Origin of the sequence: Variovorax paradoxus (assembly GCF_009498455.1) — a bacterium.
In the GTDB taxonomy this organism is placed as follows: domain Bacteria; phylum Pseudomonadota; class Gammaproteobacteria; order Burkholderiales; family Burkholderiaceae_C; genus Variovorax; species Variovorax paradoxus_H.
Genome location: NZ_CP045644.1, coordinates 270,524 through 292,757 on the forward strand (window position 1 = coordinate 270,524; position 22,234 = coordinate 292,757).

Consider the following 22,234-nt stretch of genomic DNA (forward strand, 5'->3'; position numbering starts at 1 on the left):
GAAGGCGCCGGTGGGGTGGGCACGAGGGCCGCTGCTGCTGCGAGGGTCACGGGGAAGGTCCGGAAAAATGAAGAGGGTCGGGTCAGGCGGCCACTGCGCGGCCTTCGCGGCTGAACAGGTGCAGCACGGACGGATCGAGCTCGACCGCCACGTCGTCACCGGCCTGCAGCGGCGTGCGTTCGTTCTGGCGCGCGATGAGCGGCACGCCGCCCACATCCACGTGGATCAGCGTGTCGGCACCCAGCGCCTCGATGAGCTCGACGCGGCCCGGCACGCCGGCGGCTGCGCTCTGTTTCGGATGCACGCGCAGGCCTTCGGGGCGTACGCCCAGGAAACCGTCGCTCGGCAAACGCCCGCCGGTCGCGGCGGAAAAGCTCGGGATCGCGCTCGCCGCCACCATGTTCATCGACGGCATGCCGATGAACTGCGCGACGAACTGGTTGGCCGGGCGGTCGTAGAGTTCGAGCGGCGTGCCGACTTGTTCGATGAGCCCGTCTTTCAGCACCACCACGCGGTCGGCCAGCGTCATGGCTTCGACCTGGTCGTGCGTCACGTAGATCGTGGTCGCGCCGAGCGCGCGGTGCAGCTTGTGGATTTCGACGCGTGTGTTGCCGCGCAGCGCCGCGTCGAGGTTCGACAGCGGCTCGTCGAACAGGAACACCTTCGGCGCACGCACGATCGCACGGCCGATGGCCACGCGCTGGCGCTGACCGCCCGACAGGTCTTTCGGCGTGCGGTCGAGGTACTGCGTGAGGTTCAGCGTCTTCGCCGCATACTCGACCTTGGTCTTGATCTCGCTCTTGGGCACGCCCGCGAGCTTGAGCGCGAAGGACATGTTGTCGTACACGCTCATGTGCGGGTACAGCGCGTAGCTCTGGAACACCATCGCGAGGTCGCGCTTGCCCGAAGGCGCCCAGGTGATGTCCTTGCCGTCGAGCATCAGGTTGCCGCTGGTGATGGGCTCGAGCCCCGCAATCAGCCGCAGCAGCGTCGACTTGCCGCAGCCCGAAGGCCCGACGAAGACGATGAACTCGCCCTTCTGGATTTCGAGGTCGACGCCCTTGATGATGTGGACGTCACCAAAGCTCTTCTTGATGTTCTTGAGTTCGAGGTAGGCCATGAGATGTCTCCCTTTTCTTTACTTGACGGCGCCGAAGGTCAGGCCTTGCACCAGTTGCTTCTGGCTGAACCAGCCGAACACGACGATGGGCGCGATGGCCATCAGCGACGCGGCCGACAATTTGGCCCAGAACAGGCCCTCGGGGCTGGAATACGAGGCGATGAGCGTGGCCAGCGTGCCGGCCTTTGCCGACGTGAGGTTCAGCGCCCAGAAGGCCTCGTTCCAGCTCAGCACCAGGCACAGCAGGCCGGTCGATGCGAGCCCGCCGACCGACAGCGGCATCACGACGTGGCGGAACTCGGTCCACAGGCTCGCGCCGTCCATGCGCGCGGCTTCGAGGATCTCGTTCGGAATGTCCTTGTAGGCGCTGTAGAGCATCCACACCATGATCGGCAGGTTCGACAGCGTGAACACGATGGTGAGCGCGGTGAGCGAATCCAGCATGCCGGCGGTCTGCGCGAGCACGTAGATCGGCACCAGCGCACCGACGGCCGGCATCATCTTGGTGGAGAGCATCCACATGAGGATGTCGCGCGTCTTCTTCGTGCGGAAGAAGGCCATCGAGTACGCGGCGGGCGCTGCGATCAGCAAGCCGAGGATGGTCGAGCCCAGGCTGGTAATGAGCGAGTTGCGCGCGTACAGCAGGTAGTCGCTGCGGCGCTGCACCTCGCCGAAGTTGTCGAGCGTGGGCTCGAAGATGAACAGCGGCGGCACATGAATGGCCTGCAGCTCCGTCTTGAAGGCCGTGAGGAACAGCCAGCCGAGCGGGAAGAACAGAAGCAGCGCCACGGCCCACGCACCGACGGTGCGCAGCAGCTGGGGAAGGAAGTTGCTGGGTTGCATGGTCGTTCCTTCTTCAGTCGAGGTTCTTGCCGATGATGCGGATGAGGAACACGGCGACGATGTTGGCCAGCACCACCGCGAACAGCGCACCGGCGGAGGCCACGCCCACATCGAAATTCATGAGCGACTGCTTGAAGATCATGTAGGTCATGTTCGTGCTCTCGTTGCCCGGGCCGCCATTGGTGGTGATGGCGATCTCGGCGAACACGCTGAGCAGGAAGATCATCTCGATCATGATCACGACGGCCATCGGGCGGCCGAGGTGTGGAATGGTGAGATAGAAGAAGCGCTGGAACGAACTGGCGCCGTCCATGCGCGCGGCTTCCATCTGCTCGCGGTCGAGCGACTGCAGCGAGGTGATGAAGATCAGGCAGGCAAACGGCAGCCACTGCCACGCCACCATGATGATCACGGAGAACAGCGGCACATCGGTGAGCCAGTCGACCGGCTGCGCGCCGAAGAAGCGCCACAGGTCGGCGAGCACACCGTAGATGGGGTTCATCATCATGTGCTTCCACAGCAGCGCGTTCACTGCGGGCATGACGAAGAAGGGCGAGATCAGCAGCACGCGCACGATGCCGCGGCCCGGGAAGGGCTCGTTCACCAGCAGCGCGAGCAGCACGCCGAACACCACCGTGATGACGATCACGCTGCCGATGAGCAGCAGCGTGTTCCACGTGGCCGGCCAGAAGTCGGGGTCGGTGACGAAGTAGTGAAAGTTCTCGAGGCCCGCGAACGTGCGTTCGCCCGGCTGCATGAGGTTGTAGTTCACGAACGAGAAGTACAACGTCATCAGCAGCGGCACGATCATCCAGAGGAAGAGCGTGAGCACGGCGGGCGCCATGAGGGCGCGGGGCAGGAGGCGTTTCATCAGAAGGTCCTTCTTGTGTCTCTGGCTCCTTCCCCCTCTGGGGGAAGGCGGGGATGGGGGCTCCCTGATCGAGCGCTGCGGCGATTGAAGCGCCGCGTGCCCCCACCCCGACCCTCCCCCGGAAGGGGAGGGAGAAAGCCAAGCCTTACTTGTAGTAGCCGGCCTTCTTCATCTCGCGCTCTGCGCTCGTCTGCGAGGTCTTCAGTGCCTGGTCGACCGTGACCTTGCCCGACAGCGCCGCGCTCATCTGCTGGCCCACCGCCACGCCGATGGCCTGGAACTCGGGAATGGCCGCGTACTGCACGCCGACGTACGGCGACTTGGGCAAGGTGCTGTCGCTGAGGTTGGCGCTGTCGATGGCCTTCTTCTCGGCGGCGGCGAACTTGGCGACCTTCTGGAACTCGGGGTTTGCGTAGGTCGACTTGCGCGTGCCGGTGGGCACCGTGCCCCAGCCATGCTCCTTGGCAACGAGGTTGACGTACTCCTTGGAGGTTGCCCACTTCACGAAGGTCTGTGCCGCGGCGCCCTTGGTCGAGCTGGCGGGAATGGCGAGGTTCCAGGTCCACAGCCAGTTCGCGCCCTTGGGCGTGACGGCGACGGGCGCTTGTGCGAACGCGACCTTGTCGGCCACCTTCGACTGCTTCGGATCGCTGATGAACGACGCGGCGATGGTCGCGTCGACCCACATGCCGCACTTGCCTTCGTTGAAGAGCGCGAGGTTCTCGTTGAAGCTGTTGGCCGAGGCGCCCGGCGGGCCGTAGGCCTTCATGAGGTCGACGTAGAAGCCGATCGCGTCCTTCCAGGGCTTGGTGTCGATCTGCGGCTTCCACTGCATGTCGAACCACTGGCCGCCGTTGGTGTTGACCAGCGTGGTCAGGAAGGCCATGTTGTCGCCCCAGCCCGGCTTGCCGCGCAGGCACATCGCGTACAGGCCGCCCTTCGGGTCATGGATCTTGCCGGCGAGTTCCTTCACCTGCGCCCAGGTGGGCTGCTCGGGCATCTTGAAGCCGACCTTGTCGGCCAGGTCCTTGCGGTACATGAGCATCGAGCTCTCGCCGTAGAACGGTGCGGCGTAGAGCTTGCCTTCGTGCGACAGGCCGGCGCGGATGGCGGGCAGCAGGTCGTCGGCGTCGTAGGCGGCATCGGTGGCGATGGGCTGCAGCCAGCCCTTCTTCGACCAGATCGGCGCTTCGTACAGGCCGATGGTCATCACGTCGAACTGGCCGCCCTTGGTGGCGATGTCGGTGGTCACGCGCTGGCGCAGCGTGCCTTCTTCGAGCGTGACCCACTTGAGCTTGATGTCGGGGTTCGCCTTTTCGAAGAAGGGCGTGAGCTTCTGCATCTCGATCATGTGGCCGTTGTTGACGGTGGCGATCACGAGTTCGGTGGCGGCGTGGGACACGAGGCCCGTGCCGATGAGTGCGAGGGCGAGGCCCGCTTTCAGAAACCGCTTCATGTTGTCTCCTAGAGGTGAGCGACGCCCTCTTGTGCTTGTCGGGTCGCCGTGCCCGGATTCTGGAGAAACGCGCTTGCGGCTTTGGTATTTCGAATGTCGCCACCAGTACTTTCATGCACCAGTTGGCTAGTGAAATCCCTAGTTAACGCAATTCAGGATGGAAAACTGTCTGTCTGAAGTTCTCAGGCGTGCCCGCCCCCGCCCAGCAGCTGGCGCCGGAACTGCGCGGCGGCTGGCGACAGCGCGCGGTCCTCGCGGGTGATCAGGCAGATCGGCGGCACGCGCACCGGCAGCTCGACCGGCACCGTGCGCAGCACGCCCAGCCGGCCATAGTGGTTGGCCTGCGAGGCTGGCATGACGGCCGCCATGTCGGAGTTCTCGAGCAGGGCCGTGATGGCGATGGGCGATGCCGTTTCGATGATGTCCAGCCGGGCCTGAATGCCCGCCTCGCGCATCGCGGCCTCGAAGCGCCCGCGCTGCGGCGAGCCGGGAGGCTGCAGCACCCATGACCAGCTCGCCATCTCGGCCAGCGTGACGCTGGCCGCGCGCTCGAACACCGGGTGCGCCGCGCGCACCACGACCACCTGCGACTCGCCCAGCAGCGGCACGCTCGCGTACTTGGCCTCGTCGTGGCCGTCGGTGAGGCGGCCCAGCACGAGGTCGACATCGCCCTGCTCCAGCTGCGCGTGCATCACGTCGCTGGTCTCGACCACCACCGACACGGCCACCTGCGGATGGCGCAGGTGGTAGGCGACCAGCGCCGGTGCGAGCAGCTCGGGCACCGCGCCCGGCACGCTGCCCACGCGCAGCGCCCCGCTCAGGCCCGAGCGCAGCGCGAGCATTTCCTCGCGGGCGGTGCCGAAGTCGCTGAGCACGCGGCGGGCGTAGCGGATGAGGATCTCGCCGTAGGGCGTGGGCGCCATGCCGCGCGCCGAGCGCTCGAAGAGCTGTTCACCCAGCGACTCCTCCAGCTGCTGCAGCAGCTTGGTGGCCGCGGGCTGGCTGATGTTCATGGCCTCGGCCGCGCGGCCGAGGTGGCGATGCGCGTCGAGCCGGGCCAGCAACAGCAGTTGGCGCGGCCGGACGTGGAGCATCAAGGAGGCATCGGTGAGGCCTGTGTTCATGCACAAAAGTATATGGAGCTTCGGCCTTTTTCGATTGGATCGCGCGCCCGAAGCTCCTTAGGCTCGGGGCCACAACAAGCAGGAGACGACGCGATGACCCTCTTTCCCCTGGCGCGCCACGCCGGTGTGGCGGCGCTGCTGGCGCTGGCCACTTGCCTGAGCGCAGGCGCACAGCCGGCCTACCCCGACAAGCCGCTGCGCATCCTGGTCGGCGCCTCACCGGGTGGCGGCACCGATATCCTTGCGCGCGTGCTGGCCGACAAGTTCTCGCCCGCGCTCAAGCAGCCCGTGACGGTAGAGAACCGCCCCGGCGCATCGAACACCATCGCCGGCGAACTCACAGCCCGCGCGCCGGCCGACGGCGCCACGCTGCTGCTGGCCACCAACACGGCGCAGGCCGTGGCGCCGCACATCCTCAAGCTCAAGTACGACCCGCTGAAAGACCTGCAACCCGTCGGCCTCGTGGCCGTGATGCCCAACGTGCTGGTGGTGTCGGCCAACTCGCCCTACAAATCGGTGAAGGAGCTGCTCGCGGCCATGGCCGCCAAGCCGGGCGGCTTCAAGTACGCGTCGTCGGGCATCGGCAGCACGCAGCACGTGGGCGGCGAGGCCTTCAACCTGGCCACGGGCATGACCTCGATCCACGTGCCCTACAAGGGCAGCTCGCAGGCGCACATCGACATCATCTCGGGCGAGGTCGAGATGATGTTCGACAGCACCTCCTCCGCCATGGGCCAGATCCGCGCCGGCAAGTTCCGCGCACTGGCCGTGAGCGCGCCGCAGCGCTCGCCCGAGCTGCCCGACGTGCCCACGCTCGCCGAGCAAGGCATCAAGGGCGCCGACGTGTCGACCTGGTACGGCCTGTACGTGACGGCCGGCACGCCGCGCCCGGCGGTCGAGCGGCTGAGCGCCGAACTCACGCGCACGATGAGCCTGGCCGACGTGCAGTCGCGCATCAAGGCGCTCGGTGGCGAGCCCGGCACGCTGACCGGCGAGCCTTTCGCGGCCATGAACAGGCAGGAGTTCGACCACTACGGCCGGCTCGTGCGCGACGCGCGCATCAAGGCCGAGTGAGGCCGCCCTTTTCCCTTCCTTATTCCCCAGACATCCCACCATGCCCATCCCCTCTTCCACCCCGCGCGTGACCTCCGCCAAACCCCGCATCGCCGTGCTGCTCGGCGACCCCAGCGGCGTCGGCCCCGAGATGGCCGTGAAGCTGCTCGCGCGTCAGCGCAACCTCGACGCCGCACGCGTGCTGCTCATCGCCGATCCGGTTGTGCTGGCCGCGGGCGAACGCGTGGCGGGCGTGAAGCTGGCCCCGCTGCAAGTGAATGCCCTGGACGATCTGCGCTTCGAGGACGGCCGGCTCAGCCTCTTCACGCGCGACTGGATGGCGGGCGAGGAGCCCGTGCTCGGCGAGTCGAACGAGCGCTCGGGCCACGCCTCGTTCCAGGCACTCGAAGACGCGACCCTCGCCGTGCGGCGCGGCCAGGCCGACGCGATCCTCTTCGCGCCCCTCAACAAGCATTCGCTGCGGCTCGGAGGCCTGACGCACGAGGACGAGCTGCGCTACATGCAGGAGCGCTTCGCCGTGACCAGCTTCGTCTGCGAGTTCAACCTCACCGGCTCGCTGTGGACCTCGCGCGTGACCTCGCACATTCCGCTCAAGGACGTGGCGCGGCACATCACGGGGGAAGGCGTGAGCGACGCCGTGAAGATCATCGCATCGGCACTGCGCCGCGCGGGCGTGGCGCAGCCGCGCATCGCGGTGACCGGGCTCAACCCGCACGCGGGCGACGGCGGCTCGATCGGCATGGAAGAGATCGAGATCATCGCGCCCGCCATCGAACAGCTGCGCGCCGAAGGCTACGACGCGCGCGGCCCGTTCTCGCCCGACACCGTGTTCATCGGCGCGCGGCGCGGCGATGTCGATGCGGTGGTGTCGATGTACCACGACCAAGGGCAGATCGCGATGAAGCTCATGGGTTTTGAACAGGGCGTGACCCTGCACGGCGGGCTGCCGGTGCCGGTCGCCACATCGGCCAGCGGCAGCGCCTTCGACATTGCCGGCAAGGGCATGGCACAGATCGAAGGGCTGCAGCAGGCCTTCGACCTGTGCGTGCGCATGGCGAGCGGCGTGCCTGTTCCAGCACCCGCCGAAACAGCAGTCGTCTGAGCTGCTGGCGCCGCAAAAGAAAAGGGCCGCATATGCGGCCCTTGGCAGAACGTTCAGGCGCTCGGCGGTTCGCCGTAAGCGTTGGACTCCGGCTGCGACGGCTGAACGAAGAAGTAGATCAGCACGAGATTGATCAGCGGGATGATCGACAGCAGCAAGAACCAGCCGCTCTTGCCGATGTCGTGCAGGCGGCGCACGCCCACCGCGAGTGCGGGCAGAAGCAAAGCCAGCGCTGCGATGAAATACACGTATTCATGGATCAAGCCCGTCACGACGAGCACCCCGAACTGGGCCAGAAAAAACCACCAGAATTCCGAACGCGACGCACGACCGGTGAAATCGGTGTACTTCGCAATGCACGTCTTGACCGCTGTTTGAAAGTCCATTGACTCGCTCCTCTTGATGAATCCCAGGGAAATTTCCCCGGGGCCATCATATCGGCGCACTGTGCAACGACAAACTCGGCCAAACCGGCCAGCACACTGCAAACCAATGGCCTAACGGCCTATGAAATAGCGCGTTGGACAGAGGCTTGCAGGGCTTGCAATGAGGTGTGCCGTCAGGCGCTCAGCCGCTTCAGCAGGCCGGCCGTCGAGGCGTCGAGCCCCGTGACATCGCCCGAGGCCAGGCGGGGCTCGATGTCGCGCGCCAGCACCTTGCCGAGCTCCACGCCCCACTGGTCGAAGCTGTTGATGCCCCACAGCGCGCCGCTGGTGAACACGCGGTGTTCGTACATCGCGAGGAAGGCGCCGAGTGCTTCGGGCGTGAGCTTCTCGAACACGAAGAAGGTGCTCGGCCGGTTGCCCGGAAAGTTCTTGTGGCCGCCTTCGTCGAGCTTGCCGACCATCAGCGCCTGCGCCTGCGCGAGCGCGTTGGCGAGCAGCTTGGGATGGTGGCCATCCAAGTCGTGCGAGGCGTCGCGCACCGCCATGAACTCGAGCGGGATCACGTCGGTGCCCTGGTGCAGCATCTGGAAGTACGCGTGCTGCCCGTTGGTACCGGGCTCGCCCCAGAGCACGGGCGAGGTGCCGAAGTCCAGCGGCGCGCCGCTCGCATCGACCTGCTTGCCGTTGCTTTCCATCTCGAGCTGCTGCAGGTAGGCCGGCACGCGCTTCAAGGCGCTGTGGTACGGCGCGATGCTGCGGCTCGTGAAGCGGTGGAAGTTGCGGTACCAGACGTCGAGCAGGCCCAGGCGCACCGGCAGGTTCTGCTCGAGCGGCGCGGTGCGGAAGTGCTCGTCCATCGCATGCGCGCCCGCCAGCAGCCGGCGAAAACCGTCGGCGCCGATGGCAAGCGCAATCGGCAGGCCGATGGCCGACCACAGCGAATAGCGGCCGCCCACCCAGCCCCAGAAGCCGAAGGTGGTGGCGATGCCAAACTTGTTCGCGGCCTCGACATTCGTCGTGAGCGCGGCGAAGTGGCCGGCGATGTCGGTGCCGCCCGACTGCTCGTACCAGCGCTTGGCCGAGAGCGCGTTGGTCATCGTCTCGGCCGTGGTGAAGGTCTTCGAGGCCACCAGGAACAGCGTGTGCTCGGGCGCAAGGCCCTTCAGCACGCCCGCCAGTTCGTGGCCGTCGACGTTCGACACGAAGTGAAAGCGCTTGCCGGGCGCCACGAACTCCGCGAGCGCCAGCACGGCCATCTGGGGGCCGAGGTCGGAGCCGCCGATGCCGATGTTGACCACGTCGGTGATCGTGTGGTCGCCGCGCACCTTCTCGGCATAGGCCAGCATCGCATCGAGCGTGGCGTGCACCTCGCGCAGCTCGTGGGCCGTCTGACGGCCGGTGGCCGCATCGGCCGGCGCGCGCAGCAGCGTGTGCAGCACGGCGCGGTCTTCGGTGTTGTTGATGTGCGCGCCCGAGAACAGCGCGTCGCGGTGGGCCTCGAGGCCGCACTCGCGCGCCAGCGCGAACAGCAGCGCCTCGGTGCGCGCGTCGATCAGGTTCTTCGACAGGTCGGCAAAGACGTGGGGCGCCTCCTGGCTGAAGCGCTCGAAGCGCCCGGCGTCGTCCACGAAGGCATGGCGAAGATCGAACTGGCGACCGGCCGTGTCGAAGCTGGACTGCAGTTGCGCCCAGGCCGGCGCGCGGTCACAGCGCAGGGTCATGGTCATGTTTACTTGCCGCTTTCCTGCATGAGCTTTTCGAGCTTCACGGCGTCGGCCGCGAAGGCGCGGATGCCCTCGGCGAGCTTCTCTGTGGCCATGGCGTCTTCGTTGAGCGCGAAGCGGAAGCCGGCCTCGTCGTAGCTCAGCTTCTCGGCGGTGCCGCTCGCGGCAGCCTTGGCATCGAGCGCGTGCGCGAGCGGCTCGTTGCTCGCGGCCAGCTCGGCCAGCAGCTCGGGGCTGATGGTCAGCAGGTCGCAACCCGCCAGCGCCTGGATCTGGCCGACATTGCGGAAGCTCGCGCCCATGACCTCGGTCTTGATGCCCTGCTGCTTGTAGTAGTTGAAGATTTCGCGCACCGACTGCACGCCCGGGTCGTTCGCGCCGGCGTTGGCCGCTTCGTCCCACTTGGCACCGGCCGACTTCTTGTACCAGTCGTAGATGCGGCCCACGAAGGGCGAGATGAGCTGCACGCCGGCCGCGCCGCAGGCCACGGCCTGCGCGAACGAGAACAGCAGCGTGAGGTTGGTGCGAATGCCCTTCTGCTCGAGCAGGCGCGCGGCCTCGATGCCCTCCCAGGTGGAGGCAACCTTGATCAGCAGGCGCTTCTCGGTGTCGATGCCTTCGGCCTTGTACAGCGCCACGATGCGCTCGCCGCGGGCCACGGTGGCCACGGTGTCGAACGAGAGGCGGGCGTCGACTTCGGTCGAGACGCGGCCCGGGATGATGGAGAGGATTTCGGTGCCGAAGCGCACCAGCAGGCGGTCGATGACTTCGTCGAGCGGCTTGCCGGTGTGCGCTTTCACGGTCTCGTCGAGCAGCGGCCGGTATTCGGCCTTCTGCACGGCCTTGAGGATCAGCGACGGGTTGGTGGTCGCGTCCTGCGGCTTGGAAATGCTGAGCTGCTTGAAGTCGCCGGTGTCGGCAACGACGGTGGTCCACTGGCGGAGGGCATCGAGTTGGTTCATGAAATCAATTATCCGGGGAGGGGTGTGACAAGTCCTGCACGCAGTTGCGCATCGGGCGATGTTTTCATGCGAACCGTAGCACGGGTTTTCGCGAAGCTCCATCGGCCTGCGGCGCGAAGGGTTGTCAGCCGTGCTGCCCTACAGGGGCTGTGGTCCGTGGCTGACGGCGACGGCCCCCGTCCGGCGGCTACCCTGAAGCAGACGCGGCAACTCTGCCCGACGACTTTCCCCTCAGGAGCCCCCATGACCTCTCGCCATCCACGCCCCGCGCCCGCCGGCCGCCCCTTCGACGACCGCCGCACCAGCAAGGCCATCGGCGTCATGGCCACGGCCTTCGTCGTGGGAGGGGTGGCCACCTGGTACGCGCTGGGCGCCGCGCGCACGGCCCATGCCCAGCCGGCCGGCCCCGCCGACGGTGCCCCGCTGATGCGCGCGCCGCTGCAGGTCGTGGCGCCGGTGGACCTGCACCGCTATGCCGGCCTCTGGCACGAACAGGCACGCCTGCCCAACCGGTTCCAGAAACAGTGCGCCGGCCCGGTGAGCGCCGAATACACGCCGCAGCCCGACGGCACCGTGCAGGTGCGCAACCGCTGCGTGCGCGCCGACGGCAACTTCGACGAGGCCATCGGCAGTGCGCGCGTGGTGCCCGTGGCCGGCCAACCCGGCGCGGGACGGCTGCAGGTGCGCTTTGCCCCTGCGTGGCTGAGCTGGCTGCCGATGGTGTGGGGCGACTACTGGATATTGAAGCTCGACCGCGACTACCAGGTGGCGCTGGTCGGCACGCCCGACCGTGAGTACCTTTGGGTGCTCTCGCGTGCGCCGCGCCTCGAAGACGACGCCCTGCAGGCCGAGCTGGACTACGCCCGCAGCCTGGGCTTCGACACCGACAAGGTGGTGCTCACCGGCAGGTAGCGCTGCAGCTGCGACGGCAGCATGGCCGGCGCGGTGCAATGGATGGCGTGCCAGCCGAAGGCGCGGGCCATCTCGACATTGGCGGCCGAGTCGTCGATGAACACGGTCTGCTCGGGATCGAGGCCGTGGCGCATGGCCAGCACCTCGTAGATCTCGCGCTCGGGCTTGAGAAACTTCACGTCGCCCGAGAACACGCCGCCGTCGAAACGCCGCATGAATGCATGCCGGCGCTCCAGAGCGCGGGCGAACGGCGCGGGCATGTTCGACAGGTAGTACAGCCGCAGCGGCTGGCCGGCGTCGCGGTGGGCGATGAGCTGCTCGAGCATCTCCAGCGTGACGTCGATCGGCTCCAGCCGCTCGCCCAGCCCGTCGAGCATGGCGTGCAGCGACGCGGCCGGCAGCGCCAGGCGGGCCGACATGCGGGCGATCGCATCGTCCAGCGTGCGGGTGCCGCAGTCGAAACCGGTCCAGTCGTCGTGATGGAAAAGGGCCCGGCCCAAGGCCGCGGCAGCGGCTTCAGTGGGGGCGTGAGGGGCAAGATGGGCCTGGACCAGCCGTGTCGGCTCCCAGGCGAACAGCACGGCGCCAAGATCGAAAACCACGTTCATGGCGCCATTGTTTCATGCGCCGGGCACCACGCTCACGCCATGGGTTCCAAGCGACAAGGTGGTCTGCGTGCCGGCCGCCAGCGGGTGCGACAGGTCGGTCGAGACCACGAAGACCGGCCCCAGCGGCGTGTCGAAGCCGTATTCGTAGTAGCTGCCGAGGTAGGCCGCCTTGCGCAACGTGGCGGGCAGGCCGTCGAGCGCGCCGATGTCCCAGGCCTCGGGCCGCACCGCCACCTTCACCGTGCCGGGCGCCACCGCGTAGCGCGGCTGCAGCCGCAGCGGGCCGAGCGTGACGCTGCCGTCGGCCTGCGCCACGGCCGGAAACACCATCGCCTCGCCCATGAAGCCGGCGACGAATTCGCTCTCGGGGCGGCCGTAGAGCTGCTCGGGCGTGCCGCGCTGGGCGATCACGCCGTGGTCCATCACGATGATCTGGTCGCTCACGGCCAGCGCCTCGCTCTGGTCGTGCGTCACGTAGGCCACGGTGAGCTTCAGGCGCTGCTGCAGCGATCGGATTTCCTCGCGCATCTCGCGCCGCAGCCGGGCGTCGAGGTTGGACAGCGGCTCGTCGAACAGCAGCACCGCGGGCTCGAGCACCAGCGCGCGCGCCAGGGCCACGCGCTGCTGCTGGCCGCCCGACAGCTCGCTGGGCAGGCGCTCGTCGAAACCGACGAGGCCAACGCCCCTGAGCGCCTCGCGCGCCCGCACCGTGGCCTCGTCCTTCCTCACGCCGCTCATGCGCAGGCCGTAGCCCACGTTCTCGATCACGTTCATGTGCGGGAACAGCGCGTAGCTCTGGAACATCATGCTCACGTTGCGCTCGCCCGGGCCGAGCGTGGTGACGTCGCGCCCGCCCATGAAGATCGACCCCGAGGTCGGCGACTCGAGCCCCGCGATCATGCGCAGCGTGGTCGTCTTGCCGCAGCCCGAGGGACCGAGGATGGTGGTGAGCGTGCCCACGGGCACCTCGAAGCTGATGCCCTTGACGGCCATCGGCCCGTTCTTGTCCGCGCCGTAGCGCTTGGTGACGTTGCGGAATTCGATGCCGTTCATACGGAGAGGCTTTCCATTTTGTGATGTCCCTGATGCGGCGGCGCAGTGCCGCGCCGCCCCAGCTTGCGCTCCCCGACCACGAACTGCACCAGCGCGATCGCCAGCGACATCAGGATCATGAGCACCGTGCAGTACGCGAGCGCGATGCCGTAGTCGCCATTGCCGACGCGGCCGATGATGTAGGTGGTGGCCAGTTCGTTCTCGGCCGTGACCAGGAAGATCACCGCGCTCACCGTCGTCATGGCGCGCACGAAGCTGTAGACCAGCGCGGCCACCAGCGCGGGCTTGAGCAGCGGCAGCACCACCTTGAAGAGCGTCTGCGAGGTCGAGGCGCGCAGCATCAGCGAGGCTTCGTCGAGCGAGCGGTCGAGCTGCTTGAAGGCCGCCGTGCCGGCCCGCACGCCCACCGGCAGGTTCCGGAACATGAAGCACAGCACGATGATCAAGCCGGTGCCCGTGAGCTCCAGCGGCGGCACGTTGAAGGCCAGGATGTAACTCACGCCGAGCACCGTGCCCGGAATCGCAAAAGCCAGCAGCGCGCCGAACTCGAAGATGCCCTGACCCTTGAACTCGTTGCGTGCCAGCAGCCATGCAATCAGCAAACCCAGCGCGGCGGTGATCGGCGCCGAGATGCCCGCGAGCTTGAGCGTGGTGATCAGCGAGTTCCACGCGGTGCCGGCCCACACCAGCCCGAACTGGCCCCACTCCAGCGCGAAGGCGCTCTTGAAGTGGTTGAGCGTGAAGCTGTAGTCACGCCCCCAGGTCTGCACGAAGCCGCCCGCGAAGGCGAACAGGTAGACCACGGCGGTGAAGGCGATCCACGGCAGCGCGATGCACTGGATGGTGCGGCGCACGCCGTCGGGCAGCGGCATCGCAATGCCCGCGTCGCCCTTGCCGCTCACGGTCGTGTAGTTCTGCTTGCCGAGCACCCCGCGCTGCAGCGCGAACACGCCGAGCGCGAACAGCGTGAGCACCCAGGCCAGCGAGGCTGCGCGGCCCTGGTCGTACTGCGCGCCGACGATGGCAAAGAAGATGTCGGTCGACAGCACCGAGAACTGGCCACCCACCACCACCGGGTTGCCGAAGTCGGCAATGCTCTCGATGAAGCCGACCAGGAAGGCGTTGGCCAGTCCGGGCTTGAGCAACGGCAGCGTGACGGTGAAAAAGGCGCGGCGCCGGTCGGCGCGCAGCATCTGCGCGGCCTCTTCGAGGCTGGGCGCGATGCCCTGCACCACACCGCGCATGATCATGAAGGCGATGGGCGTGAAGGCGAACAGCTGCGCCACCAGCACGCCCGGCATGCCGTAGAACCAGCGCGTGGGTTCGATGCCGAACACGCTTTCGAGCACCTGGTTGACGATGCCCGCGCGGCCGAACAACAGGATCAGGCCGAGCCCGACGACGAACGGCGGCGTGATGATCGGCAACAGCGCCAGCACCCGCAGCGCACCCTGCCCGCGCTGGCTGCCGCGCTCGGCCATCAGCGCCATCAGCGTGCCGAGGAAGGTGGTGCCGGCCGCAGTGAGCAGCGCCAGCACCAGCGTGTTCCACGCGACGCCGCAGCGCACCCCGCCCGCAAGGCAGCCCAGGCCCCAGATGCGCTCGGTGAACACGCGTGCGATGAAGGCCGTGATCGACCACTGCCCGTCTTCGTTGAAGAACGCGCCCGACAGCGCCTTGCTCACCGGGTAGGCGATGAACAGCGCCATCAGCACGCCGCAGCCGACGACCGCGGCAGAGACGAAGAGGTCACCCTTGAACAGGCCGAGCCGCGCGATGCCGAAGGCAGCGAGCATCACAAGCGCCGTCAGCGCCACGAAGCCGCCCGCGCCGATGCCGAATTGGTTGACGGCCAGCTCGCCGAACTGCGTATTGAGTGCCGCAACGCTCCAGCCGCGCGCGCCGATGGTGAAGCCCGCCACCGCCAGCCCGATGGCGCCAATCGCGCCGCCCGCCAGCAGCCAGCGCCCCTGCGCCTTGCCGGCCGGCAAGGCCGCACCGACGGCGCACAGCAGCAAACCGGCCAGCCCGATGAAGAGCCAACTGCGGCCCTGCGTGGCCGCTTGCATCAGCCCATTGGCGCCCTCTGCACTGCCGAACACCTGCGGAACGGCTTCGTACCAGGTGGCATCCTGGATCGCATACCAGGGCAGCACGAGGTAGGCCGCGAAGCCCAGCACGACCCAGGCCCAGATCCAGCGCCGTGCGCGCCGGGCGGCCGCGAGAGACGCCGGGTTGACCGGCGCGCCTTCGTTGGAACGCGCTTCCACTTAGCGCGGCAGCGAATTGACGTCTTTTTCCCAGCGCGCGATGAGGCGGCGACGCTCGGCGCTGGCGCCGTACTTGGCGTAGTCGTAGTTGATGAACTTGATCTTCTTGAAGTCAGGAATGCGCGGGTCGAGCTTGGCGGTCGCGTTGCTCGGCAGCTGGAACTGCTTGTTGGCGGCGCCGAGTTCCTGCGCGGCGGGCGTGAGCGCCCATTCGTAGAACTTCTTGGCGGCGTCGAGGTTGCGCGCGCCCTTGATGATGCTCATGGAGCCGATCTCGGCGCCGGTGCCGTCGCTGGGCGTGATGGTCTCGACCGGGAAGCCCTGCATCTTCTCGCCCGGGCCGTCGTGCACGAAGCTGATCGACACGGCCGTTTCGCCACGCGCCACCGCCTTGATCGGGCCGGTGCCCGAGCGGGTGTACTGGCCGACGTTCTTGTGCAGCGCCTTGAGGTAGTCGAAGGCCTTGTCCTCGCCCATGAGCTGCACCAGCGTGGCGATCATGGTGTAGGCCGTGCCGCTCGATGCCGGGTTGGCCACCTGGATGTCTCCCTTGTACTCGGGCTTGAGCAGGTCGGTCCAGGTCTTGGGCACGGGCAGCTTCTTCTTGGCGAGCAGCTCGGGGTTGTAGCCGAAGCCCAGCGGGCCCGAGTAGATGCCCACGGTCTTGTAGCCCGATTGCTTGGCCTGCTGCTGCGCCCAGGGGTGCAGCTGCGACAGCGTGGGCGACTTGTATTCGAGCGTGAGCCCCTGCTCGGCCGCCTGCAGGTGCGGGTCGCCCGTGCCGCCGAACCAGACGTCGGTCTTGGGGTTGTCCTTCTCGGCGATGAGCTGGGCCAGCGCCTCGCCCGAGCCCTTGAGCGCCATGTTGATGCGCACGCCCGTGGTGCGGGCGTAGACGGTGGAGATCACGTTGCACCACTCGGCCTGCACCGAGCAGATGACGTTGACGGTTTGCGCCGACGCGACGGCCGACAGACCCAGCAGCGCGGCTGCCGTGAAAAGCTTCTTCATTGGTATTCCCCTGCCTCGGACATAAAAAAAGGCCTTGCGGCCTTGGGGCAGCGTAGCTTTAGTACAGGTGTGCCGAATCGGTACAAGTACCATCGCGACTGGCACATTGCCTGCTCGGCATCCAGACAAAAGGAAAGTTTTCTCATGAGCTTCGATCTCGTTCTGTTCGGCGGTACTGGCGACCTTGCGTGGCGCAAACTGATGCCCGCTTTGTTCCAGGCCTTCAGGCACGGCAGCCTGCCGCAGGACGGGCGCATCGTCGGCGTGGCACGCGACGACCTGTCGGACGACCAGTACCGCGAACTGATCCAGTCGCGCTTCAGCGCCGTCGAAGGCGCCAAGCGCCCCTCCCCCGAGGAGTTCAAGAAGTTCGCGTCCATGCTGCACTACCTGCGCATGGACCTGTCCAAGCCCGCCGACTACGCCAGCCTGGCCGAGCTGCTCCAGCAGCGCGACGCAAAAACGGTCGTGATGTACGTAGCCACGGCGCCCGCGCTCTTCACGCAGGTGGTCGAGCAGATCGCCGCCGCCGGGCTCAACGGCCCGCGCACCCGCGTCGTGCTCGAGAAGCCGCTGGGCCACGACCTGGCCTCCAACCGCGCCATCAACGCCGCGGTGGGCAAGGTGCTCGAGGAGAAACAGGTCTTTCGCATCGACCACTACCTGGGCAAGCCCTCGGTGCAGAACCTGTTCGCGATGCGCTTCGGCAACGCGCTGTTCGAACCCATCTGGCGCCGCGAGCACATCGCCAACATCCAGATCACCATGGCCGAAGACCTCGGTGTGGAAAAGCGCGGCGCTTTCTACGACCAGACCGGCGCGCTGCGCGACATGGTGCAGAACCATGCGCTGCAGCTGCTGTGCGCCGTGGCCATGGAGCCGCCGATCAACGCGCACGCCGACGCCATCCGCGACGAAAAGCTCAAGGTGCTGCGCGCCCTCAAGCCCTGGACGCCAGAGAGCCTGGGCCTGCACGCGGTGCGCGGCCAGTACACGGCCGGCACGGCCTACGGCGAGCGGGTGCAGGGCTACCGCGACGAGCCGGGCGTGAACCCCGACAGCCGCACCGAGACCTTCGTGGCACTGCGCACCGAAATCGCCAACTGGCGATGGGCCGGCGTGCCCTTCTACATCCGCACCGGCAAGCGGCTGGCCTCGCGCGACGCGCGCATCGAAGTCAACTTCCGCCCGACGCCGCACGCGATCTACCGCGCGCCCGCGGGAAACGTCAACAAGCTGGTGATCAACCTGCAGCCGAAGGACGGCCTGGAGCTGCACATGCTCGCGCAGGCCCAGGACAACCGCCAGCGCGGCGGCAACGGCCACGCCAGCGCCGCGCAGCTGGCGCCGGTGCAGCTCGACCTCGATTTCGACAAACGCTTCGGCGCCGAGCGCGTGGGCGCCTACGAACGCCTGCTGCTCGACGTGATCGACGGCCGCCTCAACCTGTTCGTGCGCAGCGACGAACAGGAAGAAGCCTGGCGCTGGGTCGAACCGCTCATCGACAGTTGGGAATCCGACGGCGGCCCGCGCCCCTATGCGGCCGGCACCTGGGGCCCCAGCGCATCGAGCGCCATGATCGCGCGCGACGGCTTCGCCTGGGGCGAAGAGCAGTAACGCAGCAGCAGGCTGCGCGGCCTTCCTTCAGCCGAACTGAAGGCAGCGCATGCCGAGCGTGCCCGACTGGAAGCCTTCGTAGACGGTCTTCGCACGCTCGCCCGGCGCCGCAGCGCCCAGGGCATACAGGAAGGGAAAGTAGTGGTCCGGCGTGGCCACGGCGGTCGACGCCCCTTCGAGCTTCTGGTAGTCGATGAGCGCGCGGTCGTCCCGGCCGGCCAGCGCGGCTTTCACCGCATCGTCGAAAGACTGCGCCCACGGGCGACTGGCCTTCGGGCCATCGGGCGTGCCGCGGTCGGTCACGCGCAGGTTGTGCACGACGTTGCCGCTGCCCATCACGAGCACGCCTTGGTCACGCAACGCCGCCAGGTCACGCCCCACCGCATGATGGAACGCCGCCGGCTTGTCGTAGTCGATGCTGAGCTGGAAGACCGGCACGTCGGCCTTCGGGTACAGGTGCTTCAGCACGCTCCAGGTGCCGTGGTCCAGCCCCCACTGCTCGGTGGCGATGACCGGCGTCTGCTTGACCGCGCCGACCGCCTCGCGCGCGAGCGCGGGCTGACCCGACGCGGGGTATTCGATGTCGAACAGCGCCTGCGGAAAACCGCCGAAATCGTGGATCGTCTTGGGCCGCGTCTGCACCGTGACGCCGGTTGCGCCCTGGCTGAGCCAGTGCGCCGACACGCTGAGGATCGCCGTCGGACGCGGCAGCTCACGGCCCCAGGCGGCGAGGCGGCGCGTGAAGGCGTTGTCCGCGAGCGCATTCATCGGCGAGCCATGGCCGATGAAAATCACGGGCATGCGGCGCGCGGGTGCTGCGCCGGCCGCGTGCGCGATCTCGGTCATCGACGCCAGCGCGGCGGTCGCGCCCAGCGCCGAGCCCATGAGAAAGCCGCGGCGGCCGAGCAGGCGGGTCGCCCAAGAGGAAGGGATCGTCGGAGGTGTCATGGTTTCGTTCGGGACAAGCGCCGGACTCTGCCTGATCTCTCGCGGCGCCGCAGTGCCTTTACGCACACTTCGGCCGATCTCCTTCCGCTTCGGTGACGTACCTTCAGATCCGCCCTTCCTCCACCGCGTGGCAGGCGACCTGCACGCCCTTCAGGCTCATCAGCGACGGCCGCTCCGACGAGCAGCGCGCATTGGCATGCGGGCAGCGCGGATGAAAGGCGCAGCCGGTCGGCGGGTTCAGCGGGTTCGGCACTTCGCCCTGCACCGGCGTGCGCGCACGGCCGGTGTGCTTCATCTGCGGGATCGCGTCGAGCAGCATGCGCGTGTACGGATGCTGCGGCTCGGCGAAGAGCTTCTGCTTGTCCGCCACCTCGACCAGCCGGCCCAGGTACATCACGCCAACCTGGTCGGCCACGTGACGCACCACGGCGAGGTTGTGCGAAATGAAGAGGTACGTCAGGCCCTGCTCGCGCTGCAGGTCTTTCATGATGTTGAGCACCTGCGCCTGCACGCTCACGTCGAGCGCCGAGGTGGGCTCGTCGCACACCAGGAACTCGGGCTGCGTGGCGAGCGCCCGCGCAATCGAAATGCGCTGGCGCTGGCCGCCCGAGAACTGGTGCGGGTACTTGCTCATGTCCAGCGGCGAGAGGCCGACCGACTGCAGCAGCTCGCCCACGCGCTGGCGCAGCGCGTCCTTGTCGCTCAGGATGCCGTGCTCGCGCAGCGGCTCGCCGATGATGTCCTCGACGATCCAGCGCGGGTTGAGGCTCGCGTAGGGGTCCTGAAAGATCATCTGGATGCGACGGCGCAGCTGCCGGCCTTCGGGCGTCTTGAACGCGGCGTGCGCGTCCTGCCCGTCGAACTGCAGGCCGCCGCGCGTGGGCGCATACAGCCCCACCAGCAGGCGCGCCACGGTGCTCTTGCCGCAACCCGATTCGCCGACCAGCGCGAGCGTCTTGCCGCGCTCGATGGAAAAGCTCACGCCGTCCACCGCATGCAGCAGCACGCGCGGCTTGCGTTCCAGCACGCGGTTGAGCCAGGGCGGCGAGACGTCGAAGGTGCGCGCGAGGTCGTGCGCGACCACGAGCGGCTCGCCGGTCTTTGTGGCCGCAGCGTCCTTGCGGGGTTCGGTCACGGCGCTCATCGGGTCACCTCCGCGAGGGGTTCGGCCGCTTCGGGCGTAGCGCGCTCGCCGGACGCCAGGGCGTCGTGGTGCTGCGCGGCGATCTCGGCCTGTCCCGCATGCGGGTCGGCGGCGTCGTGCAGCCAGCAGGCGGCGCGCGTGGCGCCCGCATGCATCAGCTCGGGCCGTTCGGTCAGGCAGCGCGCAAAGGTGCGCGGGCAGCGCGGGTTGTAGGCACAGCCGGTCGGAATGGCATTGAGCCGCGGCATGGCGCCGTCGATCTGGTTGAGCCGTTCGCGATCGATCGTCATGTCGGGAATCGACGCCATCAGGCCCGAGGTGTAGGGGTGCGCGGGCTGGTGGATCACCTCATGCACCGGGCCGATCTCGGCGATGCGGCCCGCGTACATCACGGCCACGCGATCGCAGGTCTCGGCGATCACGCCCATGTCGTGCGTGATGAGCATCACGGCCGCGCCACGGTCTTTGCAGACCTGCTTGAGCAGCTGGATGATCTGCGCCTGGATCGACACGTCGAGCGCGGTGGTCGGCTCGTCGGCCACGATGAGCTTGGGCTCGGCCGCGAGCGCGAGCGCAATCACCACGCGCTGGCGCATGCCGCCCGAGAACTGGTGCGGAAAGTGGTCGATGCGCTGTTCGGCGGCGGGAATGCCGGTGTCCTGCAGCAGGCCGATGGCACGCTTGCGCGCTTCCGATTCAGTCACCGGCAGGTGCGTGCGGATGGTCTCGATGAGCTGGCGGCCCACCGTGTACAGCGGGTTCAGCGAGGTCAGCGGGTCTTGAAAGATCGCGCCGATCTTGCGGCCGCGGATGGGCCGCATCGCATCGAAGCCGAGGTTGTCGATGCGCTGGCCTTCGAGCAGGATCTCGCCGCTGGCCACGCGGCCCGGCGGTTCGAGCAGGCCGATGATGGCCGCGCCCGTGAGCGACTTGCCCGCACCCGATTCGCCCACCACGCCGAGGATTTCTCCGGGCGCGATGTCGAAGGAAATACGGTCGATCGCACGCAGCGTGCCGCGGCGGTGCGGAAATTCGACGACGAGGTCTTTGACCTGGAGCAGCGTCATGGGGCGTTGTCCTTTTCTGTTCAGCGCAAGCGCGGATTGAGCGCGTCGCGCAGCCAGTCGCCGAGCAGGTTCACGCTGAGTGCAATGAGCACCAGCATCAGGCCTGGGAACACCGTGATCCACCATTCGCCCGAGAACAGGTACTGGTTGCCGATGCTGATGAGCGTGCCCAGCGAGGGCGAGGTTGGCGGCACGCCGACACCCAGGAACGACAGCGTCGCCTCCGTGATGATCGCGGTCGCGACCTGGATGGTGGCCAGCACCATCACCGGCCCCATCACGTTGGGCAGCACGTGGCGCAGCATGATGCGCAGCGGCGCCACGCCGGTGACGCGCGCGGCCTGCACGTACTCCTTGTTGCGCTCCACCAGCGTGGAGCCGCGCACGGTACGTGCGTACTGCACCCAGCCCGTGAGCGAGATCGAAATGATCAGCACGCCGAAGGCCAGCGATTCGTGCGCGCTCGGAAAGAGCGCACGGCCGACGCCGGCGATGAGCAGCGCGACCAGGATGGGCGGGAACGACAGCATCACGTCGCACACGCGCATGAGGAAGGAGTCGAGCCAGCCGCCGAAGAAACCGGCCAGCAGGCCGAGCACCACGCCGACGACGACGGACAGCACCACCGACACCACGCCGACGATCAGCGAGATGCGCGCGCCGTAGATCACGGCCGACAGAATGTCGCGGCCCTGGTCGTCGGTGCCGAGCAGGTATTTGGACGAGCCTTCGGCGCTCCAGGCCGGCGGCAGGCGGGCGTCACCGAGTTCGAGGGTGGCGAGGTCAAAAGGATTGTGCGGCGACACCCATCCGGCGAACACCGAACAGAAGACGCACACCAGCGCAATGACGGCGGCGGCGATCGCCACCGGCGAGGTTCGGAAGCTGTAGCCGACATCGCTGTCGAGCCAGCGGGCAAGGGTTGTTTTCATCGCCGGGCCG

At 67.6% G+C, this 22,234-nt stretch carries 20 protein-coding genes; 4 read left to right on the forward strand and 16 right to left on the reverse strand.

Annotated features, from left to right (window positions below):
- Positions 1-82 precede the first annotated feature (82 nt).
- From GFK26_RS01205 to GFK26_RS01225, 5 genes are all read right to left on the reverse strand, one after another.
- A complete protein-coding gene (locus GFK26_RS01205) occupies positions 83-1,120 on the reverse strand; it encodes an ABC transporter ATP-binding protein (RefSeq protein ID WP_153280492.1) in 1,038 nt (345 codons plus the stop codon).
- 18 nt (positions 1,121-1,138) lie between these two features.
- On the reverse strand, positions 1,139-1,963 hold the full coding sequence (locus GFK26_RS01210; protein ID WP_013539656.1) for a carbohydrate ABC transporter permease: 825 nt from the start codon (positions 1,961-1,963) through the stop codon (positions 1,139-1,141).
- 13 nt (positions 1,964-1,976) lie between these two features.
- Complete coding sequence (locus GFK26_RS01215; RefSeq protein ID WP_099795241.1) at positions 1,977-2,834, reverse strand: carbohydrate ABC transporter permease; 858 nt, start codon at positions 2,832-2,834, stop codon at positions 1,977-1,979.
- 145 nt (positions 2,835-2,979) lie between these two features.
- Positions 2,980-4,290 (reverse strand): ABC transporter substrate-binding protein, encoded by a 1,311-nt coding sequence (locus GFK26_RS01220; RefSeq protein WP_153280493.1) that lies wholly within the window; start codon positions 4,288-4,290, stop codon positions 2,980-2,982.
- 182 nt (positions 4,291-4,472) lie between these two features.
- Positions 4,473-5,414 carry a LysR family transcriptional regulator gene (locus GFK26_RS01225; RefSeq protein ID WP_194274003.1) on the reverse strand — a complete coding sequence of 314 codons (942 nt, stop codon included), beginning with the start codon at positions 5,412-5,414 and terminating at the stop codon, positions 4,473-4,475.
- Between the two features lie 93 nt (positions 5,415-5,507).
- Between GFK26_RS01225 and GFK26_RS01230 the strand changes: the two genes are divergently transcribed.
- Together GFK26_RS01230 and GFK26_RS01235 are read left to right on the forward strand one after the other, a co-directional pair.
- Positions 5,508-6,488, forward strand: a complete 981-nt coding sequence (locus GFK26_RS01230; RefSeq protein ID WP_153280494.1) for a Bug family tripartite tricarboxylate transporter substrate binding protein — start codon at positions 5,508-5,510, stop codon at positions 6,486-6,488.
- A 40-nt stretch (positions 6,489-6,528) separates the two neighbouring features.
- Positions 6,529-7,590, forward strand: a complete 1,062-nt coding sequence (locus GFK26_RS01235; protein WP_153280495.1) for a 4-hydroxythreonine-4-phosphate dehydrogenase PdxA — start codon at positions 6,529-6,531, stop codon at positions 7,588-7,590.
- Between the two features lie 53 nt (positions 7,591-7,643).
- On the opposite strand, the gene GFK26_RS01240 is transcribed toward GFK26_RS01235, so the two are convergent.
- The 3 genes from GFK26_RS01240 to tal form a co-directional block, all read right to left on the reverse strand.
- Positions 7,644-7,976 (reverse strand): DUF805 domain-containing protein, encoded by a 333-nt coding sequence (locus GFK26_RS01240; protein WP_062472662.1) that lies wholly within the window; start codon positions 7,974-7,976, stop codon positions 7,644-7,646.
- Positions 7,977-8,149: 173 nt separating this feature from the next.
- On the reverse strand, positions 8,150-9,703 hold the full coding sequence (gene pgi, locus GFK26_RS01245; RefSeq protein WP_153280496.1) for a glucose-6-phosphate isomerase: 1,554 nt from the start codon (positions 9,701-9,703) through the stop codon (positions 8,150-8,152).
- A 2-nt stretch (positions 9,704-9,705) separates the two neighbouring features.
- Positions 9,706-10,662, reverse strand: coding sequence for a transaldolase (tal, locus tag GFK26_RS01250; protein WP_153280497.1), 957 nt, complete (start codon positions 10,660-10,662; stop codon positions 9,706-9,708).
- Positions 10,663-10,905: 243 nt separating this feature from the next.
- Between tal and GFK26_RS01255 the strand changes: the two genes are divergently transcribed.
- Positions 10,906-11,574 carry a lipocalin family protein gene (locus GFK26_RS01255; protein WP_153280498.1) on the forward strand — a complete coding sequence of 223 codons (669 nt, stop codon included), beginning with the start codon at positions 10,906-10,908 and terminating at the stop codon, positions 11,572-11,574.
- Here GFK26_RS01255 and GFK26_RS01260 read toward each other — a convergent pair.
- Genes GFK26_RS01260 through GFK26_RS01275 form a run of 4 tightly spaced genes read right to left on the reverse strand, consistent with a single transcriptional unit; the run spans position 11,520 to position 16,516 of the window.
- A complete protein-coding gene (locus GFK26_RS01260) occupies positions 11,520-12,182 on the reverse strand; it encodes an HAD family hydrolase (RefSeq protein ID WP_153280499.1) in 663 nt (220 codons plus the stop codon). The two genes, GFK26_RS01255 and GFK26_RS01260, sit on opposite strands and share 55 nt — an antisense overlap.
- Positions 12,183-12,194: 12 nt before the next feature.
- The gene (locus tag GFK26_RS01265) at positions 12,195-13,235 is read right to left on the reverse strand and encodes an ABC transporter ATP-binding protein (protein WP_153280500.1); all 1,041 of its coding nucleotides are present in this window, start codon (positions 13,233-13,235) and stop codon (positions 12,195-12,197) included.
- Entirely contained in the window at positions 13,232-15,505 is a 2,274-nt protein-coding gene (locus tag GFK26_RS01270) for an ABC transporter permease (protein WP_153280501.1), read from the reverse strand. Before GFK26_RS01270 ends, GFK26_RS01265 begins: the two co-directional genes overlap by 4 nt.
- Positions 15,506-16,516, reverse strand: coding sequence for an ABC transporter substrate-binding protein (locus GFK26_RS01275; RefSeq protein WP_153280502.1), 1,011 nt, complete (start codon positions 16,514-16,516; stop codon positions 15,506-15,508).
- 144 nt (positions 16,517-16,660) lie between these two features.
- Here GFK26_RS01275 and zwf point away from each other — a divergent pair, with 144 nt between their 5' ends.
- The gene (zwf, locus tag GFK26_RS01280; RefSeq protein WP_153280503.1) at positions 16,661-18,133 is read left to right on the forward strand and encodes a glucose-6-phosphate dehydrogenase; all 1,473 of its coding nucleotides are present in this window, start codon (positions 16,661-16,663) and stop codon (positions 18,131-18,133) included.
- 27 nt (positions 18,134-18,160) lie between these two features.
- On the opposite strand, the gene ygiD is transcribed toward zwf, so the two are convergent.
- The 4 genes from ygiD to GFK26_RS01300 all read right to left on the reverse strand — a co-directional run bounded on the left by ygiD (position 18,161) and on the right by GFK26_RS01300 (position 22,224).
- A complete protein-coding gene (gene ygiD, locus GFK26_RS01285) occupies positions 18,161-19,081 on the reverse strand; it encodes a 4,5-DOPA dioxygenase extradiol (RefSeq protein ID WP_153280504.1) in 921 nt (306 codons plus the stop codon).
- Between the two features lie 103 nt (positions 19,082-19,184).
- Complete coding sequence (locus GFK26_RS01290; protein ID WP_153280505.1) at positions 19,185-20,225, reverse strand: ABC transporter ATP-binding protein; 1,041 nt, start codon at positions 20,223-20,225, stop codon at positions 19,185-19,187.
- On the reverse strand, positions 20,222-21,292 hold the full coding sequence (locus GFK26_RS01295) for an ABC transporter ATP-binding protein (RefSeq protein ID WP_153280506.1): 1,071 nt from the start codon (positions 21,290-21,292) through the stop codon (positions 20,222-20,224). Before GFK26_RS01295 ends, GFK26_RS01290 begins: the two co-directional genes overlap by 4 nt.
- 20 nt (positions 21,293-21,312) lie before the next feature.
- Entirely contained in the window at positions 21,313-22,224 is a 912-nt protein-coding gene (locus GFK26_RS01300; RefSeq protein ID WP_153280507.1) for an ABC transporter permease, read from the reverse strand.
- Positions 22,225-22,234 lie beyond the last annotated feature (10 nt).